19 protein-coding genes are annotated in these 20,076 nt (G+C 65.2%); 9 read left to right on the forward strand and 10 right to left on the reverse strand.

Annotation, left to right across the window (positions count from 1 at the left end; genetic code table 11):
- Positions 1-12 precede the first annotated feature (12 nt).
- The gene (locus GTP44_RS12250) at positions 13-228 is read left to right on the forward strand and encodes a hypothetical protein (RefSeq protein ID WP_229256887.1); all 216 of its coding nucleotides are present in this window, start codon (positions 13-15) and stop codon (positions 226-228) included.
- On the opposite strand, the gene GTP44_RS12255 is transcribed toward GTP44_RS12250, so the two are convergent.
- Both GTP44_RS12255 and GTP44_RS12260 read right to left on the reverse strand, forming a co-directional pair.
- Positions 225-968 carry a Crp/Fnr family transcriptional regulator gene (locus GTP44_RS12255; RefSeq protein ID WP_161019654.1) on the reverse strand — a complete coding sequence of 248 codons (744 nt, stop codon included), beginning with the start codon at positions 966-968 and terminating at the stop codon, positions 225-227. The two genes, GTP44_RS12250 and GTP44_RS12255, sit on opposite strands and share 4 nt — an antisense overlap.
- Positions 969-1,111: 143 nt before the next feature.
- Entirely contained in the window at positions 1,112-1,294 is a 183-nt protein-coding gene (locus tag GTP44_RS12260; RefSeq protein WP_161019655.1) for a P-loop NTPase family protein, read from the reverse strand.
- Between GTP44_RS12260 and GTP44_RS12265 the strand changes: the two genes are divergently transcribed.
- Entirely contained in the window at positions 1,284-1,649 is a 366-nt protein-coding gene (locus GTP44_RS12265) for a GNAT family N-acetyltransferase (RefSeq protein WP_161019656.1), read from the forward strand. The two genes, GTP44_RS12260 and GTP44_RS12265, sit on opposite strands and share 11 nt — an antisense overlap.
- Positions 1,650-1,748: 99 nt before the next feature.
- Here the strand turns inward: GTP44_RS12265 and GTP44_RS12270 are convergent, their stop codons facing one another.
- From GTP44_RS12270 to GTP44_RS12285, 4 genes are all read right to left on the reverse strand, one after another.
- Positions 1,749-1,994, reverse strand: a complete 246-nt coding sequence (locus GTP44_RS12270) for a hypothetical protein (RefSeq protein ID WP_160988877.1) — start codon at positions 1,992-1,994, stop codon at positions 1,749-1,751.
- A 78-nt stretch (positions 1,995-2,072) separates the two neighbouring features.
- Positions 2,073-2,957 (reverse strand): alpha/beta hydrolase, encoded by an 885-nt coding sequence (locus tag GTP44_RS12275; protein ID WP_161019657.1) that lies wholly within the window; start codon positions 2,955-2,957, stop codon positions 2,073-2,075.
- On the reverse strand, positions 2,950-6,015 hold the full coding sequence (locus GTP44_RS12280) for a glycosyl hydrolase family 28-related protein (RefSeq protein ID WP_161019658.1): 3,066 nt from the start codon (positions 6,013-6,015) through the stop codon (positions 2,950-2,952). The genes GTP44_RS12275 and GTP44_RS12280 overlap by 8 nt, the downstream gene beginning before the upstream one ends.
- Positions 6,016-6,019: 4 nt before the next feature.
- Positions 6,020-7,348, reverse strand: a complete 1,329-nt coding sequence (locus GTP44_RS12285; RefSeq protein WP_371867213.1) for a gluconate:H+ symporter — start codon at positions 7,346-7,348, stop codon at positions 6,020-6,022.
- Between the two features lie 265 nt (positions 7,349-7,613).
- On the opposite strand from GTP44_RS12285, the gene GTP44_RS12290 reads away from it, so the two are divergent.
- Positions 7,614-8,882 (forward strand): MFS transporter, encoded by a 1,269-nt coding sequence (locus tag GTP44_RS12290; protein ID WP_161019659.1) that lies wholly within the window; start codon positions 7,614-7,616, stop codon positions 8,880-8,882.
- Here GTP44_RS12290 and GTP44_RS12295 read toward each other — a convergent pair.
- Positions 8,865-9,776, reverse strand: coding sequence for a phytanoyl-CoA dioxygenase family protein (locus tag GTP44_RS12295; RefSeq protein ID WP_161019660.1), 912 nt, complete (start codon positions 9,774-9,776; stop codon positions 8,865-8,867). The two genes, GTP44_RS12290 and GTP44_RS12295, sit on opposite strands and share 18 nt — an antisense overlap.
- A gap of 150 nt (positions 9,777-9,926) precedes the next feature.
- Between GTP44_RS12295 and GTP44_RS12300 the strand changes: the two genes are divergently transcribed.
- A complete protein-coding gene (locus GTP44_RS12300) occupies positions 9,927-10,139 on the forward strand; it encodes a DUF6434 domain-containing protein (protein ID WP_161019661.1) in 213 nt (70 codons plus the stop codon).
- Between the two features lie 12 nt (positions 10,140-10,151).
- Complete coding sequence (locus GTP44_RS12305; RefSeq protein ID WP_160988871.1) at positions 10,152-10,421, forward strand: DUF2164 domain-containing protein; 270 nt, start codon at positions 10,152-10,154, stop codon at positions 10,419-10,421.
- Between the two features lie 33 nt (positions 10,422-10,454).
- Here GTP44_RS12305 and GTP44_RS12310 read toward each other — a convergent pair whose 3' ends face one another.
- The 3 genes from GTP44_RS12310 to GTP44_RS28205 form a co-directional block, all read right to left on the reverse strand.
- Complete coding sequence (locus GTP44_RS12310) at positions 10,455-12,890, reverse strand: hybrid sensor histidine kinase/response regulator (protein WP_161019662.1); 2,436 nt, start codon at positions 12,888-12,890, stop codon at positions 10,455-10,457.
- Between the two features lie 108 nt (positions 12,891-12,998).
- Positions 12,999-13,286, reverse strand: coding sequence for a helix-turn-helix domain-containing protein (locus GTP44_RS12315; RefSeq protein ID WP_161019663.1), 288 nt, complete (start codon positions 13,284-13,286; stop codon positions 12,999-13,001).
- Positions 13,283-14,341, reverse strand: a complete 1,059-nt coding sequence (locus GTP44_RS28205; RefSeq protein ID WP_161019664.1) for a response regulator — start codon at positions 14,339-14,341, stop codon at positions 13,283-13,285. Before GTP44_RS28205 ends, GTP44_RS12315 begins: the two co-directional genes overlap by 4 nt.
- Positions 14,342-14,505: 164 nt before the next feature.
- Between GTP44_RS28205 and GTP44_RS12325 the strand changes: the two genes are divergently transcribed.
- The 4 genes from GTP44_RS12325 (at position 14,506) to GTP44_RS12340 (ending at position 19,378) form a co-directional block, all read left to right on the forward strand.
- The gene (locus GTP44_RS12325; RefSeq protein ID WP_161019665.1) at positions 14,506-15,126 is read left to right on the forward strand and encodes an excisionase family DNA-binding protein; all 621 of its coding nucleotides are present in this window, start codon (positions 14,506-14,508) and stop codon (positions 15,124-15,126) included.
- A gap of 111 nt (positions 15,127-15,237) precedes the next feature.
- Positions 15,238-16,920 (forward strand): cache domain-containing sensor histidine kinase, encoded by a 1,683-nt coding sequence (locus GTP44_RS12330; protein ID WP_161019666.1) that lies wholly within the window; start codon positions 15,238-15,240, stop codon positions 16,918-16,920.
- Between the two features lie 3 nt (positions 16,921-16,923).
- On the forward strand, positions 16,924-17,277 hold the full coding sequence (locus tag GTP44_RS12335) for an Hpt domain-containing protein (RefSeq protein ID WP_161019667.1): 354 nt from the start codon (positions 16,924-16,926) through the stop codon (positions 17,275-17,277).
- Positions 17,258-19,378, forward strand: coding sequence for a hybrid sensor histidine kinase/response regulator (locus tag GTP44_RS12340; protein WP_161019668.1), 2,121 nt, complete (start codon positions 17,258-17,260; stop codon positions 19,376-19,378). Before GTP44_RS12335 ends, GTP44_RS12340 begins: the two co-directional genes overlap by 20 nt.
- Positions 19,379-20,076: the final 698 nt, after the last annotated feature.

The raw sequence follows: 20,076 nt of genomic DNA on the forward strand, positions 1-20,076 counted from the left end.
GCCACGCGCACAATGCAATCTATGGATACCCACACGCACCTCATCAAGCCACGCAATTACCACCCCGCCGCCTATGCGCTGTACAGGCAGATGGTGGCGGTACGACGGGCGATTTCGGCGAAGACGGTGGAAGAGTCGCAAGCGGCCGCGCGCTGGGCGCAGGCTTGGTATCGGCTGGTGCAGCGCAAGCTGAAGCAAACTCAGCAAGCGCCGCGCTATCTGCATTAGGCGGGGGAGTAGCAACCGCCGGCGCGGCGTTCCATGGCGTGACGGTCAATGATGGTGACGGTGCCGCGGCGGTATTCGATCAGGCCTTCTTCCTGCAGCTTGCCGGCGCAGCAGGTGATCGATTCGCGGCGCACGCCCAGCATGTTGGCGATCATCTCCTGCGTCACTTTCAATTCGTTGGACAGCGAACGGTCCAGGCGTTCCAGCAACCAGCGGCACAGGCGCTGCTCGATGCTGCCGTGACGCACACCGGCAACGGTCTGGGCCAGCTGGGCGAACAGCGCCGAGGTGTGACGCATCAACTGCTGCGCCAGCGCGCCGCCGCTGAAGAAGGCCTGGCGCAGCACCGACGCCTTGATGCGGTAGCCGTAGCCGGCGCTCTGCACCACGGCGCAGCAGTTGGCGCGCTCGCTTTCATACATCGACACGCCGACCACGCCCTCACGGCCAACCACCGCCACTTCGGCCGCGCCGCCGTCCTCGGTCACGTATTGCAGCGAGACGATGGCGTTGGTCGGGAAGTAGGCGTATTCCATCAGGTCGCCGGTGTCGAACAGGCGCTTGCCCGCGTCCAGCGGCACCAGGTCCAGGTGGACGAACAGGTCCAGCAGTTCTTCCCGCGACAGCGCCCGCAGCAGTTCATTCTGCTGTGCACCGATCAGGCTGACGGCCGGCGCGGCGCTGTGCTGCATGGCGCGGGGGATGCTGGCGGAAACGGAAGTCTGGTTAGCTGCGTACATGGTGTGCCTCATCTGTTGTATGTGTTCGATGTTTAACACTATAGCCGCGCTGTGTGCGGTCGATTATAGGAGCAATGACAGGCCATATGTAGGCTGGGAACATAGGCATTTGTCAGCCTGATCTTACAAGGCGGCGCATATCGCTATCGTGGCAGCGGTAGCCATAGCTGATTGGCCTGGTTGAGCCGGCGCACCGATTCCAGGATATCGGTCTCGCCGTAACCGCCGGCACGCACCACCAGGGACACCGCGCCGGCCTGGGCGCCGATCACCAGCGCGTCCGCCAGCGCCATCAGCACCATCAGCACCATCAACGTGCGCACCATCCTCGCGCTGCACCGTGAACGCAGCCAGGGCTGGCGCAACGCCATGCATTGGGACGCCTGTGAAGAATTACGCGTGATTCAAATGGTGGCGCGCTGCGGTCTGGCCGGCATCGCCACCATTGACGGCCGCTGCTACGGCGGTTCGATCAGCTACCGCAATGGCGATGTGGTCAGCGCCCGCTTCCTGGCGCAGGATCCGGCCTACGATCTCTACCGGCCAGGCTTCCTGTGCGCCTACCTGATGTGCGCCAGCTGCGCCGATCATGATGACATACGGCATTTAACTTTGGATGGGGGAAAGAGGCCTATAAAACACGCCTCGGAGGACAGCCACGCACACTCAGCGACGTGGTGATTTACCGCAACCGAACACAGCGGCTGCGCCTGGCGCCGCTGGCCTTGCGGTTGCAGATGCGCGGCTGGCAGTTCCAGCTGCGCCGCCTGAAGCATTCCTTCAGGCCATGAATTTGGTAATGCGCGAGGCGTCCTCGGCCAGCCGCTCGTCGCGCGACCGCAGCCGGCCGGGATTGCGCCGGTGCTCCGGCTCGGAGATGACGCGTTTGATCACGCTCTCCAGCACCCCCCGATGACTGAGGTATTCGGCCCCGCTCGCGGGGCCCAAACGGTCGGCGCGCTCGATGCCGGCCTCCACCACCTCAGACGACTGATAGTCTGGGCGGAAAGTTTGCGTGGTAGACATTTCTGCCTCCTGAAAATGGACGAATCCAATTGTCGGATTCTACCGTAGCACCTGCCGTGCGGTAACGCACTGTTACAACTATGGCGTGGGCGATGGCACACCCTGTGGTACCCGCCCATGGCGCGGGACCAACCAGCCGCTATCGGCCAGCCAGTCGCGCAGCCGGTCCGGCCAATGCTCGTCGGAAAGACGCTCCGAGCGCTGGCCCATGTTGAACGCGTGGTCGGTATCGGCATACAAGTGCAGCTCGGCCGAGACGCCGGCGGCAATCAGCTGCTGGTACAGGGTCAGCGCGGGCGACATGCAGCATTTGTCGTTGGAGCCTGCCACGATGAAAGCCGGCGGCGCGTTCTGCACCGCCTTCCCAGGCGAGCCCAGCGGGCCGGGATAAACCAGGATCTGGAAGTCCGGCCGTGCGCTGAGCTGGTCGATGGCGTCCGGCGCGCGCGACGATACCGGCGCCGGCTCCGGATTGTCCGCCACCAGCGAGACCAGTTCGCCGCCGGCGGAGAAGCCCATCACGCCCAGCCGCTCCGGATCGACGCCATAGTCGACCGCGTGGGCGCGCACCCAGCGCACGGCGCGCCGCAGATCGGCGGCGGCGTCACCTTGAATCGAATAGCCGGAACCGGGATCGCGCGCCAAACGGTACTTCAGCACGAACGCGGTGACGCCGGCGCGATTGAGCGATTTGGCCGCGACCATGCCTTCGCTCTGGAACACCAGCATGCGGTGGCCGCCGCCCGGCACGATGATCACGGCGGCGCCGTTGGCGTGCCGGACATCGGCCCGCGCCACCGTCAGCGACGGCGCATGCACATTGCTGATGTAGACCTTGTCCACCTTCTCCGCCTCGTTGCGGCGCTGCTCCGAGCCGGGCGCGCCGTCGGGCCACAGCGGCAGTTGCTGCGCGCCGGCGTGCAGGCACACCGCAAGTAGTGTCAGTAAGAATGGATTACGCATCGAAGCCTCCCGCCGCGTACAGCGAATGATGAGTGAGGATGAACAGCGTGCGGCCATCGGCGCCGCCGAAGATCAGTTGCAACGGACGTTCCGGCACATCGATGCGGCCGATCTCCTTGCCGTCCGGCGCATAGACAAACACCTGGCCGTTGGCGACATACACATTGCCCTTGCGGTCCACCGCCGCGCTCTCGCCGCCACGGTTGGCGGCAAGCTTGAGGTCCGTGATGCCGCCGCCGGCGTCGGTAACGCCGCTGAAGGTGCGGTTCTCGGAGCCATTGGTGAACACCACGCGGCCATTGGCGCCGGCCGACACCAGGCCATACGTATCCAGCGTGTCGGACCAGCGCCAGCCCAGATGGTCGGCGGGCCCCTGCTTGAAGACGCGGTAAGCCGGCAGCACCAGGCTACCGTCGGGCGACACGTATTCGCGCTGCTTCGGCAGCGCCACATCGCGCGCGAACATTTCCGCCAGCGTGGTGAACTCGTAGGTGTCGAAGTTAAGCTGATCGCGGAATTCACCGTTCTGCCAGAAGTTCACCGGCACCACCGTGCGCGCGGCGGCATGCGCCGTCACCGGCGTCGGTTTGATCACCGTGAGCGGGCCTGCCGGCTGGTCCGGATGGAAGGAGTACACCGTGCCCTCGGGGCCAAACGACGACAGCACCATGATCGCGCCGCTGTTGTCGATGGCGAGGTTGACGGCGTCCAGCGGCGCATCGCGCACCACGGCCAGGCCGCCGGCCTTGCTCCAGCTGTAGATGCGGTGGAAGCGGCGGTCGATGAAATACAGCTTGCCCTTGCTGTCCACCACCGCGCCGGCGATCGAGTAAAAATCACCTTCCAGCTTCTCCACTTTGGCGGCGGCGAACGGGCCGGCCGGCGCGGGCACCGGCGCCGTCGACGCAAACACGGCGGCCGCCGGACCGGGCGACGGCGTGCGGATGTCCAGCACCGCGAATTCATGCTCGCGCACCGCCTGCTTGTTGGTCAGGTCCAGCAGCGTATTCTCGAACGGGAATTTGCTGGCGCGCAGATAGGTATCGCAGCCGTTTTCATCGCAGGTGGCAAAGCCGCTTTCCGCATTCACATGCACATTGCGGAAGCGGATGTTCTCCGAGTTGGTCATCTTCACCGCCGACACGGCCGGCTTGATCGACCGCGTGACGCGATAGGCATGGTAGTTGGCGAAGGTGATGTTGCGCGAATTGCGGATCTCCAGCGAGATCGCGTCCATCCCGTCACGCACTTCCTGCTCCGTTTGCGGCGCCAGGAACTCCCAGTTCTCCACATTATCCAGCACGATCTCGGCGCGGATATGGTGTTCGGCCGACAGCTCGTACACCTTGCCCGGCGTCTTGGTGTTGGAAACGTAGAAGCCCGCCTGCGCGAAAGTGCTCGGCGACCAGCACGCGATGAAGGTGCCGCCACCGCCATCGGTCACCCAGATGCTCGGATACTGGCGATCCCAATGCTGGATCGGATCGAAGTTGGCGGTCTTCTGATAAGGATCGCGGCGCTTGCCGTCATACAGCCGCGTGCCATGGCCGCCCTGAATGCGGATATCGTCCACCAGCGAATCCGCGCCGGCTTTCCACAGCAGCGCGGTCGCGCGTGGATTCACTTCCCCGGTCGCCAGCCCCAGGCCGGTGACGATGGCGTCGCCGCCCTTCGCGCTTTCCAGCAGCGCCTTCGGACCGTCCGCGCCGGCGTAGGCAGGCGCGCCATTCGGCAGCACCAGCTGCGTCACACCGGGATGAAGGCCGATCAGCACCGTGTCGGGCTTCAGGCGTATCGTATCCCGCACCATGTAAAAGCCTTGCGGCAGATAGACTACACGCTTGCTGTCAATGGCTTTCTGCACCGCCGCCGTGTCGTCCGTCACACCGTCGCCCACCGCGCCGAAGCTGCGCACACTGGCCCACTCTCCGGTGGCCGGCAAGGTGCGCATCACCGGCTTGCCCGGCGCCGGCAAGGCCTTCAACGCCGCGCCCTTGACGTGCGTGCCGAACTTGCCGACGCTGTTCAGCCCTGGCAGCATCAAACCGTAATTGAACTCGCTGATCTGGTATTGCGGGCCATAGCCGGCCACCGTCTTGCCGCTGTCGCGGAAGCGCGCGAAGGTCGGCACGTTTTTCGCCAGCGCGTTGTCGAAGCCGATCTGCGTGTAGACATTGTCCTCATTGCTAATGACCACCGCCGCCTTCGACACGTTCTCGAAGCGCACGTCCTTGCCCCACAACCAATCGCCGTAACCCCGGCTGATGTCGATGCCGACCGGCGTGTTGCGGATGGTGGTGTTCACCAGCGTCAGCCCGGCCTCGTGGCCGCGTATCGCCGCCTCGCGCTGGCCTTCGAAGGTGGTGTCCATCAGCGTGTACTGCCAGGCCGGCGAAGTCTTCTCGGTGAGGATGCCGTAACGGCCGCCGTAGAATTTCAGGTCGAAGCTTTCATTACCGACCATGTAGACGCCCGCCAGGCCGGAGCCGATGTGGAAATCCATGTGGCTCAGATAGGAGTGCTGCGCGGTGCGCAAACGCACGGCGGCGGCGGCGGGATTGCCGTCGCCGATTTCAACGTCCACATTGCTCATCGCCGAATAGAAGGTCGCCGAATTCGCGTCACGCACCTTCTCGCTGAACGGCACGGCGCTCTTCACCGGCACCGGCACCTTGCCGACGGTGTACTGGTCGCCGCCGGTGAACACCACCATGTTCGCCACGCCTTTCTGGAAGCCCGGCGTATTCGCGCCCAGCACCAGCACCGGCCGCGTCGGGCCCACGCCGTAAAGCCGCACCGCCAGCGGCACCAGCAACGAGCGCGTGATGCGATAGCGGCCGGACGGCAGGAACACCACGCCGCCCTCGCCCCGGTTGGCGGCGGCGTCCAGCGCCGCCTGAATCGCGGCGCTGTCGTCGGCGCGGCCGTCGCCCACGGCGTTCACCTTCACCGCGCGCGGATCGTCGGGCATGGTCTGGTAAGCGGAAACGGAGGCGGCCTGCACCAGTAGAGGCGCGGCGATGGCTGCCGCCGCCAGCAAAGTCAAGATTGGTTTCATCTGTTTATCCTAAAAAGGCGGAGAGAATCAGTACGAAAATGAGCCCGAAAACGCCGACCAGCGTCTCCATCAGAGTCCAGGAACGGAAGGTATCTTTCAACGACAACCCGAAATACTCCTTGAACATCCAGAAGCCCGAGTCGTTCACATGGCTGCACATCAAGCTGCCGGCGCCGATCGCCAGCACCATCAACGCCGGATCGGTGCCGGACGCCTGTACCACCGGCGCCACGATGCCGGCCGCCGTCAACCCGGCCACGGTGGCCGAGCCGAGGCAGATGCGGATCAGCGCCGCCACGATCCAGCCCAGCACCAGCGGCGGCACCGGCAGCGCGCCAAGCTGCATGCCGAGTTGCGCGCTGACGCCGGAATCCACCAGCACCTGCTTCAACGCCCCGGCGCCGGCGATCACCAGCAGAATCGGCGCGATATCGCGCAAGGCGTCCTGGGCGCCGGCCATCACCGCCGGCAGCTTCTGCCCGCGCGCCAGGCCGAGCGTGAACACCGCCACCAGCAAGGCCACCAGCATCACGATCATCGGATTGGCCAGCAAGGCCACCGCCGACTTCAGCGCCGGATCGGCGATCGGCAGCGCGCTGGCGGCGGTGGCCGCCGCCAGCAGCCACACCGGCAGCAGCGCCGTGGCAAAGCTGTTGAACACGCCCGGCAGCTCGGCCTCGTCGCGCAAGCCGGTGCGGAACATCGGCGCCGGTGAGGCCTCGATGCGCTTCAGCGTCATGGCGAATAGCGGCCCGGCGATGATCAGCGTCGGCACGGCGACGATCATCCCGTAAATCAGCGTGCGCCCCATATCGGCGTGGAACTGCGCCACCAGCGCGGTCGGCGACGGATGCGGCGGCAGGAAGCCATGCGCGATCGACAGCCCGCACAGCAGCGGTATCGCCAGCGCCACCGCCGGCCTGCCGCTCTGGTACACCAGCGAGAACACCAGCGGCACCAGCAGCACGAAGCCAACGTTGTAGTAGAGCGGAATGCCGGCGACGAAGCCGGTCAGCGTCAGCGCCACCGGCATGCGCGCGGCGCCGAACACGCCGATCAGGTAACTGGCGATGCGCTGCGCCGCGCCGCTGTCGGCGATCAGCTTGCCATACACCGCGCCGAGGCAAACGATCACGATCAGCGAGCCGAGCAGATCACCGATGCCCTTGTCGATCGATTTCGGAATGCTCTCAAGCGGCATGCCCAGCAGCAGCGCGGCGATCAGCGCCGCCGCCACGAACGCCAGCAGCGGCTGCACCTTGGCCCAGGCGATCAGCAATGTCAGCGCGCCGACCGATAGCGCCACCGCGACCAGCGACCATGCCGCCGTCACGGCGCCACATCCAGTATCGTCATCTCAGTCCCCTTGTCATTTTTATAGCAGCCTCCAGAGCTAGATAGCGCTAACATTTGTATGAACTTTAGCCTACATTGGGAATTTGTAAAGAAATATTCGTACTGCGTCGCAGCATGAACCGCGCGACACCGTAAAGGCGCCGACCAAGATACCGCGCACCGCCGCCATCGGCAACATGCCGGCCCAGCGCATGCTGTAATATCCGGGGAGGCAATCACACCAACAACAAGCGACCCGACACATGACCGACGCACGCCCATTGACCGGCCAGGATTACAAAACCCTTACGCTCGCGGCCCTGGGCGGCGCGCTTGAATTCTACGATTTCATCATCTTCGTCTTCTTCGCCAACGCCATCGGCCAGTTGTTCTTCCCGCCCGAAATGCCGGACTGGCTGCGCACCCTGCAAACCTTCGGCATCTTCGCCGCCGGCTACGTGGTGCGGCCGCTGGGCGGCATCGTCATGGCGCACTTCGGCGACCTGCTGGGCCGCAAGCGCATGTTCACCTTGTCGATCCTGATGATGGCGTTGCCGACGCTGGCCATCGGCCTGCTGCCGACCTACGCCAGCATCGGCCTCGCCGCCCCGCTGTTGCTGCTGTTGATGCGCGTGTTCCAGGGCGCGGCGGTGGGCGGCGAGGTGCCGGGGGCATGGGTATTCGTCTCCGAGCACGTGCCGGCGCGCCATACCGGCTACGCCTGCGGCATGCTGACGGCCGGCCTGACCTTCGGCATCCTGCTGGGCTCGCTGGTCGCGACCGGCATCAACACCGTCTACCCGCCGGACGAGGTGCTGGCCGGCGCCTGGCGCTGGCCGTTCCTGCTGGGCGGCGTATTCGGGCTGGGCGCCATGTATTTGCGCCGCTGGCTGCACGAAACGCCGGTGTTCGCCGAGATGGCGCAGCGCAAGGTGCTGGCCGCCGAAATGCCGCTCAAGTCGGTGCTGCGCAACCATCGCGGCGCCGTCGCCGGCGCCATGCTGCTGACGTGGATGCTGTCGGCCGGCATCGTGGTGGTGATCCTGATGACACCGGCGCTGCTGCAAAAGATTTATCACATCGACGCGCGCACCACGCTGGTGGCCAACAGCGTCGCCACCTTGTGCCTGGCGGTGGGCTGCATCTTCTACGGCGTGCTGGCCGACCGCCTGGGCCCCAAACCGGTGCTGCTGGTCGGCTCGGCGCTGCTGGCCGTCTGCACCTACGTGTTCTACACTACGCTGCGCGCGCAGCCGGAACTGCTGCTGCCGCTGTACGGCCTGACCGGCTTCGCGGTCGGCGTGGTCGGCGCCGTGCCGTGCGTGCTGGTGCAGGCGTTTCCGGCGCAGGTGCGCTTTTCCGGACTGTCGTTCTCGTATAACGTCTCCTACGCCATCTTCGGCGGGCTGACGCCGGTGGTGGTGACGCTGATGCTGAAGAACGACCCGCTGGGCCCCGCCTACTACGTCATCGGCGTCTGCCTGGTCGGCATCGCCACCGCGCTGTTCATCCGTTCAGCGCAGCGCGCGTAGCATCGAATACACCAGCGGATAGTCGGACTTGATGGTCGCCTTCAGCACACCGGCCAGCGTGTGGCTATCCTCATGCAGCACGATGGGCACGTTGTTGACGGCGATGTAGCGATCGGTCGGCGCGTTGGTCAGATGGCGGCGCAGCGGTTTCGAGTCCGGCACGTAATGGCCGGTGAAGGAACGGCGTGTGTGACGGCCATCAATGGTCGGCAAGCTGCCGTGCACCGTCATCGCCGACCACAGAATCACATCGCCCTGCCGCATCGCCGGCGCCACGCCATCGCGCGCCATGCCGGCCATTTTCTCCTTGTAGCGCGGGCCATTCGGATCATCGACGGCGCCGACGGCGGACCGATGACTGCCCGGCACCAGGTAGAAACGGCCGGCGTCGGGATGGATATCCTCCGCCGCGATCCACACCCCGATCATCTGCCCAGCCGCCGACGCATCGAGATAATCGCCGTCGCGATGCGCCCAGGTGGCCTGGTTGCCGTCGAAGTACATGGTGTGCACCAGCCGCGCCGGCTCGCCGAACAGCTGTTGCATCAGCTGGCGCACATGCGGATGCGTCAGCAGCTCCAGCCCGTGCTGACGGAACGCGCGGAAGCGGCGGCCGCCGATATCCTGCAGATTCATGATCGGATACTTCATGTGGCCATGCTCGGTATAGACATTGCGCTCGTAGCGGCCGGATGCGTGACGCTTGAAGTAGGCGCGCCGCGCCGGCCACACCTCGCGCAGAAAGGCCTGCCGCGCGGTTTCGCAGACCGCCGGCGGCAGCAGGCCCCGCAGCACAACATACCCCTCGCGCTCGAAGTGTTCGCGCAGGGCCGGCACATCATGGGCCGGTGAATCGCCGTCCGGCTCGGGACGGATCAGAATATCGGGGTGCATACAACCTCCTGGCAATGGAACATCCATTCTGAGGCGCGTCCCGTTGCCACGACTGCGCTACCTCAATACCGATTTTTTTGCCACACCCGGCGCAGCGCCGGCATTATTTGTAGCATACTGACGCCACATCCAACCTCGGGAGCATCGGACATGAAGTTTGATTGGCATGGCGGGGACATCTTGCGAACGACGCTGATCGATGCCGACTATCGACATACCCAAAACGTCCGCCGCTTCATGACGGCGCAATGCGGCCCGCATTTCAAGTTCGACCGCGAGTTCATGGCCTGGGTACGCAGTGGCGCCGCCACCAACATGGGCGATGTGGTCGACGAATGGACACGGCGTGAACAACTGCCGTAAAGGAGCACAAAGGTGGCAATCGAGTTAAAGAAAGAAGTCCGCGACGAGTTGGTTCAATCGATCCAACGATATTTCGACGAAAATATGGATGACAAGATCGGCAATATCGCCGCCGGCGGCCTGCTCGGATTTGTACTTGAGGAGATTGGCCCGGTTATCTATAACAAGGCGGTGGCCGACGTGCAAGAGCGTCTGCAGATCCGCGTTGCGGATCTCGAATTTGAAGTCCACGAAGAGGAATTCCAGTACTGGAAAAAATATGACCCGCCGCGCCGCCGGTAGGCTGACCGCGGCCAGGTGCGCCCCCGGCCGCGCTCACGGCGCCGGCGCCAGCTGCGCCGCCGTGCCGGCGTCACGCGCGGCGGCCTCACGCAACGCCGTCAGCGCCGAAGCCTGCGCGGGCATGTCGTCCTGGTGGCAGGCGGACTCCAACCGGGCCGCGCACGCGCCTGTGGCGGGGCAGCCGAAAGTCGCCGCCGCGCCCTTGATCGCGTGCGCTTCCATGAAGACCGCCTGGACCTCGCCGCGCGCCAGCGCCGCGCCGATCCGCTCCACGCGATCGACGATGCCGGTTTTGAAGGCGTGGCGCAACGGCGCAAACTCCGGCAGATCGGCAAAGCCGATGTCCGTCCCGGCGCAGCCCAGGTAGCGCCGCACCACCTGCTGGAAGGCGTGGCGCTCGATCGGCTTGGCCAGGCAATCGCTGAAACCCGCGGCAAGATAGCGCGCATGGTCGTCGGCCAGCACATTGGCGGTGAGCGCCACCACCGGTCGCGTAAACCCCGCCTCGCGCAGACGCCGGGTGGCGCTGACGCCGTCCAGCACCGGCATTTGGATATCCATTAACACCAGGTCCGGCGCCTGCGCCAGCGCGTCGGCCACACCCTGTTCGCCATCCTGCGCGCACCGCACCTCGGCGCCCATCTTCTCCAGCAAAGAACGCACCAGCAGGCGGTTGTCGGCACCGTCCTCGACCACCAGCACGCGGCCGACCACCGGCCCGCTGTCATCCACCTCGGCCACTGAGGGCAGCGCCGCCGCCGGCAACGCGCGCACCGTCACCGTCATGCAGGTGCCCTGCCCCAGCGCACTTTCGGCCCGCACCTCGCCGCCCATGGCCGTGGCCAACTGCCGCACCAGATACAGGCCCAAACCGGAACCGCCGAATCGCCGCGTAACGCTGCTGTCGGCCTGGACAAACGGTGCGAACAGGCCAGCCAGCTGCTGGTCGCTCATGCCGATGCCGGTGTCGCGCACCTGGCAGCAAAGCAACTGCGCGTCGTCCTGGTACCACAGCGACACGTCCACCGTGCCGCGCTCGGTGAACTTGATGGCGTTCGACACCAGGTTGAGCAAGATCTGGCGCCAGCGGGTCGGATCACCCCGCACCGCCGCCGGCATCGCGCCATGGGTGACGGCGCGGTAATCGACACCGCGCACGCTGGCCGCGCCGCGCATCAACGCGCTGACCGCCGCCAGTGCCTCGTCGGGCGAGAACGGTACATGCTCCAACACCAATTTGCCGGATTCGACCTTGGAGATATCCAGGATATCGTTGATCAGCGACAGCAGGTGCTGGCTGTTGCGCACAATAATGCGTCCCAGCTCGGCCGTCTCGCCGCGGTCGGCATGCTCCAGCTGTTCGGCAAAACCGATGACGGCCGTGAGCGGGGTGCGGATCTCGTGGCTCATCATCGCCAGGAAGGCCGACTTGGCGCGGCTGGCGGCATCGGCCTCGGCCTTGAGGGCGCGTTGCTCCCGTACCGCGCTGTCCCGTCGGCGCATGGCGCGCAGCACGATCACGCAGGCCGCCAGCACCGCCACGCTACACACCAGCCCCACCATGCTCAACTGCCAGGCGAAGAGGTACCACTGCGCCAGGAACACCGCCTCCGGCACGCTTACATTAATAATCATCGGGTAGTTCGGGATCAGCCGCGCCGCCCCCATGCGCGTGACCAGCCGGCCGTTGTCGGCCAGACGCGGCGTGCGCACCACGGCGGTGCCGGCCTCGCGCCGCTGCCGCTCAATCACCTCATAGCTGCTGCCGCCGCGGTTGATCTTCCCCATGACCTCGTCCTGGTGCGGCCAGCGCGCCAGCAGCGTGAAGTCGCGCCGGTAGAGCGTCACGGCGGAGCCGTCGCTCAGCTTGATCTTGCCATAGAAGTCGCTGATCTGCCGGCTGCCAACGCCGACCAGCACCACACCGAGAAAACCGCCGTCCACCCCGTTGATACGGCGCGACAAGTAAAAGGTCCAGCTGCCGTTGCCTTTGTTGCGCACCGGCTGGCTGACATACAGCCCCAGTGTCGGATGGTCGCGGTGCGCTTTAAAATAGTCGCGGTCGGCCAGGTTGATCGGCGGCGCCGGATAGCTGCGGGTGAAGTTGATCACCTGGCCGTCCGCCGCCACCACGGTGGCGACATCAATTTGCGGCAGCACCCGCTTGCGGTCCTGCAAGCGCTGGAACTCGACTTCGTCGCTGAGCTGAGCCCGCAGGCTGGCGCTGTCGTGCACGCCAAGCAGCTGAATCCGTTCCAACATGCCGTCCAGCATCAGGTCGGCCGCCCCCATTTCGTGCGCGGTCTGCTCCGCCAACAACAAGGCGGTACCGTCGAGTTGGTCGCGCCACTCGGCGATCTCGCTGTCGTGCACCTGCTGCAAGGCAATGCCCAGCGCGCAAGCGATGGTGCTCAGCAAGGCGGCGCCGGTGGCGGCGATCAGCCGACGGGAACGTTGGGAATCAGGCATATTGCAATCCATCAAGAGTCTTCACGATAGCACCACCGCCCCGTTCGGCGCCTGATTTCCGCCGTCCCCGGCGGCGACTGTTGCATCGGCGCCACCCCTGGCGGTTCGCTATCGGTACTCTCGCGCATCAAGGGGCGCAGCGTGGTCCAGCAGGTGCTGGCGCGCCTGCAGACGCTTCAGCTCGGCGATCGGAATATCGAACGCCTCGTGGATGCGCAACATCACTTCCGCCGTCAGCGGCGCGTGCCGGTGACGGATCTTGCTGATGCTCGACGGCGCCAGCCGCAACAGCCGGCTAAGTTCCGCATCGTTCCTCAGGCGCCAGCGCGCGATCACCTCGTCCAGCAGGCAGTGCGCCAGCCCGGCGCCACCAGTGTGGTGCGACCGGCGGCTCATGCCACGCTCCCTAATGCGCCGCACTCTGACTGAAAACGCCGCTGGATCTGGCGCAGCGCGTCCATGTCGCCCAACAGCGCGTCAACGCAGGCGGGGTCGAAATGCCCACCGCTCTGCGTCCGCAGATGATCCAGCGCCCGTCCCAGCGCCCAGGCGCCCTTGTATGGGCGCGCCGTGGTCAGCGCGTCGAACACGTCGGCCACGGCGACGATGCGACCGTACAGCGGAATCGCCGCGCCGGCCAGCCCATGCGGGTAGCCGCGTCCGTCGTAGCGCTCATGGTGGCTGAGGGCGATCACCGCGCCAGCCTGCAACAGCGGCGATTCACTGCCGGCCAGGATCTCGGCGCCGATTTGCGGATGCCGTTCGATGACTTCGCGCTCCCCGGCCGACAAGGCGCCGGGCTTGCGCAGTATCGCATCGGGAATCCCGACTTTGCCAATGTCATGCATCGGCGCGGCGTCGCGTATCAGCTCGCATTCGGTTTGCGCCAGGCCGAGGCGGCGCGCGATCAGGTAAGCGTAGGCGGCCATGCGCGACAAATGGCAGCCGGTGTCATTGTCGCGAAATTCCGCCGTCCGCGACAGCCTGTCGATGGCCTCGTGTTCGCGCGCCACCACCGCCGCCGTGGCCTTGCGCACCGCCACCGCCAGCGCTTCGGCGCGGGCGGCCAGTTGCTGCTGCGCTTGGCGCAAGGCCAGCAGATTGCCGATCCGGGCATTGAATTCGACGTTGTTGACCGGCTTGGTCAGAAAATCGTTGGCGCTCAGACGCAGCGCCTCGTGGCACAAGGTCTCCTCACTATCGGCCGTCACCATCACTACCGGCACCCCAGCCATGCCCGTCAGCGCGCGGAAGCGGCGCAGGAACTCCAGACCATCGACGCCGGGCATCCGGTAATCGACCACCACCAGATCCGGCGTGTGACAGGCGCACCAGTCCAAGGCCTCGGCGGCGTCGGCCATGGGGACGGGATGGGCCACGTCCAGCATGCTCAGCATGTGGCAAAACAGCTCCCGATTCATCTCGTTGTCGTCAATGACTAATACTTGCACGGCGGTTCCTTTCTGTTGGCTCTAGGCGCTGACCGCATTCAACGGCATAATGTGTGTTATCCAATTATTTCCCCATGGAAATCAATTATGCCGCATTTTTTACTAAAATTTATTATTTTTGGTAAAATTAATTCCATTGTCGTGTATTGGTAACATCAACCACCATGAAAAGTGCAATGCAAACCGAAGAAGTCTGTACCACCCAGCGCGCCGCCGAACTGCTGGGGATTTCTGTTTCGACCGTGCAGCAACTGGTCGAGGCCGGACAGATCGAGGCGTGGAAGACCAAGGGCGGACACCGCCGCATTCCGCTGGCGGCGGTCATGGCCTACAAGGCACAACCGGCGCTCGACGGGGTGACGCCGGCGCCGCGCCCGGTCGCCGCGCCCGGCGCCGGCACCAGCATCCTGATCGTCGAGGACAACCCGATGCAACGCCAGCTTTACGAGAAGCACATCGGTGGCTGGACGCTGCCCGCCAGTCTCTCATTCTGCGAGAACGGTTACCAGGCGCTGCTGGAAATCGCGCGCCGCCAGCCGGATATCCTGCTGGTCGATGTGATGATGGAAGGCATCGACGGCTACGAATTGATTAATACCATCCTGGCCGACCGTCAGCTAAGGCCAATGCATATCGCCATCCTGTCGGGACTGGAACAGACAGCGTTGCAGGCACGCGGCGGCGTCCCGCGCGGCGTGGTGTTCTTTCACAAGCCGGTCAACTATGATGAATTGCGCGGCTATCTGCGGGCCTGCTGCGCGCAGCAGGAACGTGATCGCAACTAAATTCAACGAATTAATTGAATTTGACAATTATTTACATTTGAAGCATGCTGTATCGGACAGACCGCCAGCGCGCCGCCCATTCCGGACGACGGCCAGGCCGGGGAGGACACCATGTGGCAGTCGGTACAAAAACCTCGGGATATCCGCTGGGCACTCGCCTTGTGCGCGCTGCTGCTGTTGGCCGGCATCTGGGGCGGCACGCTGTGGCAACTGGACAATGACAAGCGCCAGACGATCGCCGCCGCCGAGCGCCAAAGCCGCGACCTCGGGCGCCTGTTCAGCGAGCACGCCGCGCGCACCGTGCTGGCGGCGGACCAGGCCGCGCTGTTCCTGCGCCAGCGCTATGTGGCCGAAGGCCGCGGGCTGAATGTCAGCGAGGAACTCAAAAGCAGCCTGGGTGCCGGCACCCTGTACAACCTGTTCAGCATCATCGCGCCCAATGGCGACGTGGTGCTGTCCAGCCAGCCATTCAAACCGACCAACCTGGCCGACCGGCCGCACTTCCGCGTCCATCTCGCCGGCGGCGGCGATCTGTTGCATGTTTCGCCGCCGGTGCGGGGGCGGGTGTCGGGCAAGTGGTCGCTGCAAATCTCGCGCCGCATCACCCTCACTGACGGCAGCTTTGGCGGCGTGGTGGTGGTCTCGCTCGACCCCTTGTACTTCACCCACCTGTACGGCGCGGTGGACGTCGGCGAGCATGGCTCGGTGGCGCTGATCGGCGACGACGGCATTGTGCGGGCGCGCCGGGTGGGCGACACCGACAGCCTGGGGCAGGACATTCGCCACAGCACGGTGTTTGCCGCCATGCAAGGAGGCACGATCCGGACCGGTCTGTACGCCGGCCCGATCGACGGCCGCAAGCGCTACTACGCGATGGCCCCCATGCCTGGATTGCCACTGCGGGCGCTGGTGGGGCTGGACCAGCGGGAGGTCATGGCGCCGCTGGTCGAGCATGAACGCATGAGCCTGACGCTGGCGGGCCTGGCCAGCGTCGCGCTGCTGGCCATGACGGTGGGCCTGAGCATGCTGATGGGTCGCCTGATTGTCAGCCGCGAGCAGGCTTGCGCGGCCAACCTCGCCAAGTCGCGCTTCCTGGCCAATATGTCCCATGAGTTGCGCACGCCGCTCGACGGCGTGCTGGGCTACGCCGAACTGCTGCAGGCCGAATTGGGCGACAGCCGCCAGGGCCACTTCGCCAGCCGCATCCATGCCTCCGGCACGCGCCTGCTCGGATTGGTCGAGGCGGTGCTGGAACTCAGCGGCCTGGAGTCTGGCCACGCGACCGTGGACCTGCGCCGGGAACCGCTCGACGAACTGGCGCAGTGCGCCGTCGCCGGGCTGCGCGCCGAGGCCGAAGCGAAAGGGCTGCGCCTAGCGCTTCAGCTGGAACCGGGGCTACCGCCCCACTACATTTGCGACCGCGCCAAACTGTTACGCGTGCTCGACATGCTGCTGCGTAACGCCGTGGCCGCCACATCGTTGGGCAGCGTGCAACTACAATTGCAGTCGAGCCAGGACTGGCTGTTATTCCGCGTCCACGATACCGGCCCGGGCCTGCCGCCGGCGGTGCGCCAGCGCCTGTTTCAGCAATTCACGCTGGCCGACGACAGCGCCAGCCGCGGGCATGGCGGCGCGGGCCTGGGCCTGGCCATCGCCTTCCGCCTGACGCAGCTGATGGGCGGCCAACTGGCGCTGGAAAGCAGCGGACCGGACGGCACCAGCTTCACCGTTTCCCTTCCCTATCTGCGCCTGCAGCAGCCCGCCGGCGCCATCATTCTGAGCGAAGAGGCCTGAGCCATGAGCACCGCCACCTACCATGCGATCGACCCTGCTGTGCTGATGCGGCTGGCCGGCGATCACGACACGTTCCGTGCACTGTCGCAGACCTTCATGACACGCGCGCCGGAGTTGTTCCGCCAACTGGCGGAGGCGCTGCGGCGGCACGACCACGCGGCCATCGGCCGCCACAGCCACGCGCTCAAGGGCATGACCACGCTGGTCGGCGCCGCGCGCCTGTCGGCGAGGCTCCAGGCACTGGAGTTGGCGGCGCACGCGCAAACGCCGGCCGACGTCCATGATCTCGACCAACTGTTCGATCAAGTGCTGGCGGAAGTGACCGCCAGCGTTGACGATGACGCCATCCAAGCCTGACGGCACGACAACGGCCAGCCGGCCGCGACTGACGTCGCGCGCGGCCACGGTGCTGGCCTGTGCCGCGCTGTTGTCCCTGCTGGCGATCACCATCGCCGTCTCGGCCTGGCTGCTGCGTCAGCACGCGCTGGAGGACTGGCGGCAACGCCTGGACGATCTGACCCAGATACTGGCGGAAGAAGTGGCACGCGACATCAACGCCAGCGACCTGCTGCTCGACAGCCTGAACGGCATCGCCCATGCCAGCACGCCGGCGGAGCTGGCCAGCGCCCAGGTCTATCGCACCATGCGTGACCAGATCAGTATGCTGCCGCAAATCTCGCAGGCGACCATCGTGAACGCCGAGGGCGCCGTGGTCAACGACAGCGGCGTCCACCCGGCGGCGCCACTCAGGCTGGGTGACCGCGAATACTTCAGCTATCACCGCGACCACGCCGCCGGCCGCCCCTACGTCAGCGCCCCGGCGCGCAGCCGCAACGATGGCCGCTGGGTGTTTTATGTCAGCCGGCGCCTGGATGATGCGCACGGCCGCTTCGCCGGCGTGGTGCTGGTGGAAATGCCGTGCGATTTCTTCGCCGACCTGTTGCGCAGTGCCAGTCCGGGAGGCCAGGCCTCGCTGTCGCTCTACCGCGGCGACTTTACGCTGCTGGCACGCTGGCCCCGGCAAGCCGGCGACACCAGCCCCCGTCGCCAGGAAGAAGCGCCCCAGACGGCGCTCACCGGCGGCAAATTGCACACTGTGACACTGTCGGGAGCCGGACACCACATGACCGCGATGCGCGCGGTGCGCGACTACCCGCTGGCGATCACCGCCACAGTTGAGCAAACGGCGCTGCTGGCCGGCTGGTGGCCGGGTCTGCGCCTGCTGGGGGCGGTGGCGACAGTGAGCGCGCTCGGCATGCTGGCCGTATTCGGCCTGCTCACTCGTCGGCTGCGCCAGCGCGAGCGCGACGCCGGGCAGGCGCTGACACGGCAAGCGCAGGCGGAACGGGACAGCCAGGCCAAGTCGCGCTTGCTTGCCCTGATGAGCGACGCGACACGCGCGCCCATGAACGCCGTGCTCGACAAGTCCGGACTGCTGCTGGAGACGGCGCTGGACCCAACCCAGCGTCGCCATGCCGGCGACGTCCAGCAAGGCGCGCTGGCACTGTGCGGCATCCTCAACAACGTGCTGGACTTCTCGGCCATCGAATCCAGTCACATGTCCATCGCGCGCCAGCCGCTGGACCCGGTGCAATTGGCCGAGCAGGCGCTGGCGGCGCACCAATTGTCGGCCGCGCATAAAGGCTTGTCGATCCGTCGCCAGTTCGCGGTGCCGCCGGGCATGATCGAAGGCGATCCGCTGCGCCTGCGGCAAGTGCTGGACAACTTGCTCAGTAATGCCATCAAGTTCACCACCGCCGGCGATATCGAACTGGGCTTGAGCACCGTCCCCCATGGCGACCAATGGCTGCTGCGCTACAGCGTGCGTGACACCGGCACCGGCGTCAGCGAGCAGGCCCGGCGCCGGCTGTTCGAACCGTTCAGCCGGGATGAACCGGGCGGCCATCGGACCGGCGGCGGCACCGGGCTCGGCCTGGCAGTCTGTCAACGCCTGGTCACACTGATGGGGGGGCGAATTCACTGCGATAGCGCGCCCGGCGCCGGCGCCACCTTTAGCTTCGAGGTGCCGACGCGCTACATCAGCGCGCCGGCGCCGGTGCCGGCGGCCGCCGCGCCCCAGCCGCAGGTCAAACGGGTGCTGCTGGTGGAAGACATGGAAATGAATCGCCAACTGGCGCGCCTCCTGCTCGACAGGCTGGGCTGGGCTGTCGACGAAGCGCACGACGGCGCGCAAGCGCTGGCGGCCCTGGAAAACCAGCCTTACGCGATGGTGCTGATGGACTGCATGATGCCGGTCATGGACGGTTACGAAGCCACCCGGCGCTTCCGCGCCTGGGAAGCCGCGCACGGTCGCGCCCGCACACCGGTGGTGGCGCTGACCGCCAGCGCGGTCGAGGGCGAGCGGCAGCGCTGCCTGGCGGCCGGCGCGGACGACTACCTGGCCAAGCCATTCACGGCCGCCGCCTTTGCCGACGTGCTGCGTCGATGGGTGGCATGAGGCCACGTGACGAGTAAGCCGTATCCACGGAGCAACACATCTCGCAAAAAATCAATATTTTTACCAAATTCGTTGAAATTGGTTTTTAATCGATTGAAAATTAATATATGATTTAATCATTGAATTCGTTTATTTCACTCGACAGGGGGTATGGAACTTTGTCAAAAGAGCAATCGAAGTTGAGCAGTCTACAAGCTTTTTCTTTAGGATTAGCAACTTGCGCTTAATTTGATTCCGCAAGATAAAGCAAAATAGGCGGCGCAACCTATTGATTCTGCAAGTTCCACTACTGGGTTGCGGAACTGTTTTCTAGACGAAGAAGTCCTTAATTTTCTTTCAGGTGTTTTTTCACAACGCGGTACAAATTGACCAGGTCGCCGTTGATGCCGTTGATAAAATCCACGTCGAGCTGGCCGCGCCCGGCGGTGGTGGGGGATGGTCGCGAAGTTATCCTTCTTGCTGACACGCCTCTCCCCTACAGCGGTCATTCACCACTCATCGCTTACGCTTTGTGACGGCAAATAACCACAAAAAAAGTCGAAAATGACGAATTTTATTGCACTGGAGTACAATAGTTTCATTCTCATCTTGCTCTTATCATCTCAGTTCCCAATCCTCGATCTGAGGGAGTTCAAGCAGCGCTTCAAAGAGCTCGCCATACGCATACACCCTCGGCCCTGCCCCCGCCGACGCTCAAT

This window comes from Duganella lactea (assembly GCF_009857505.1).
In the GTDB taxonomy this organism is placed as follows: Bacteria; Pseudomonadota; Gammaproteobacteria; order Burkholderiales; family Burkholderiaceae_D; genus Rugamonas; species Rugamonas lactea.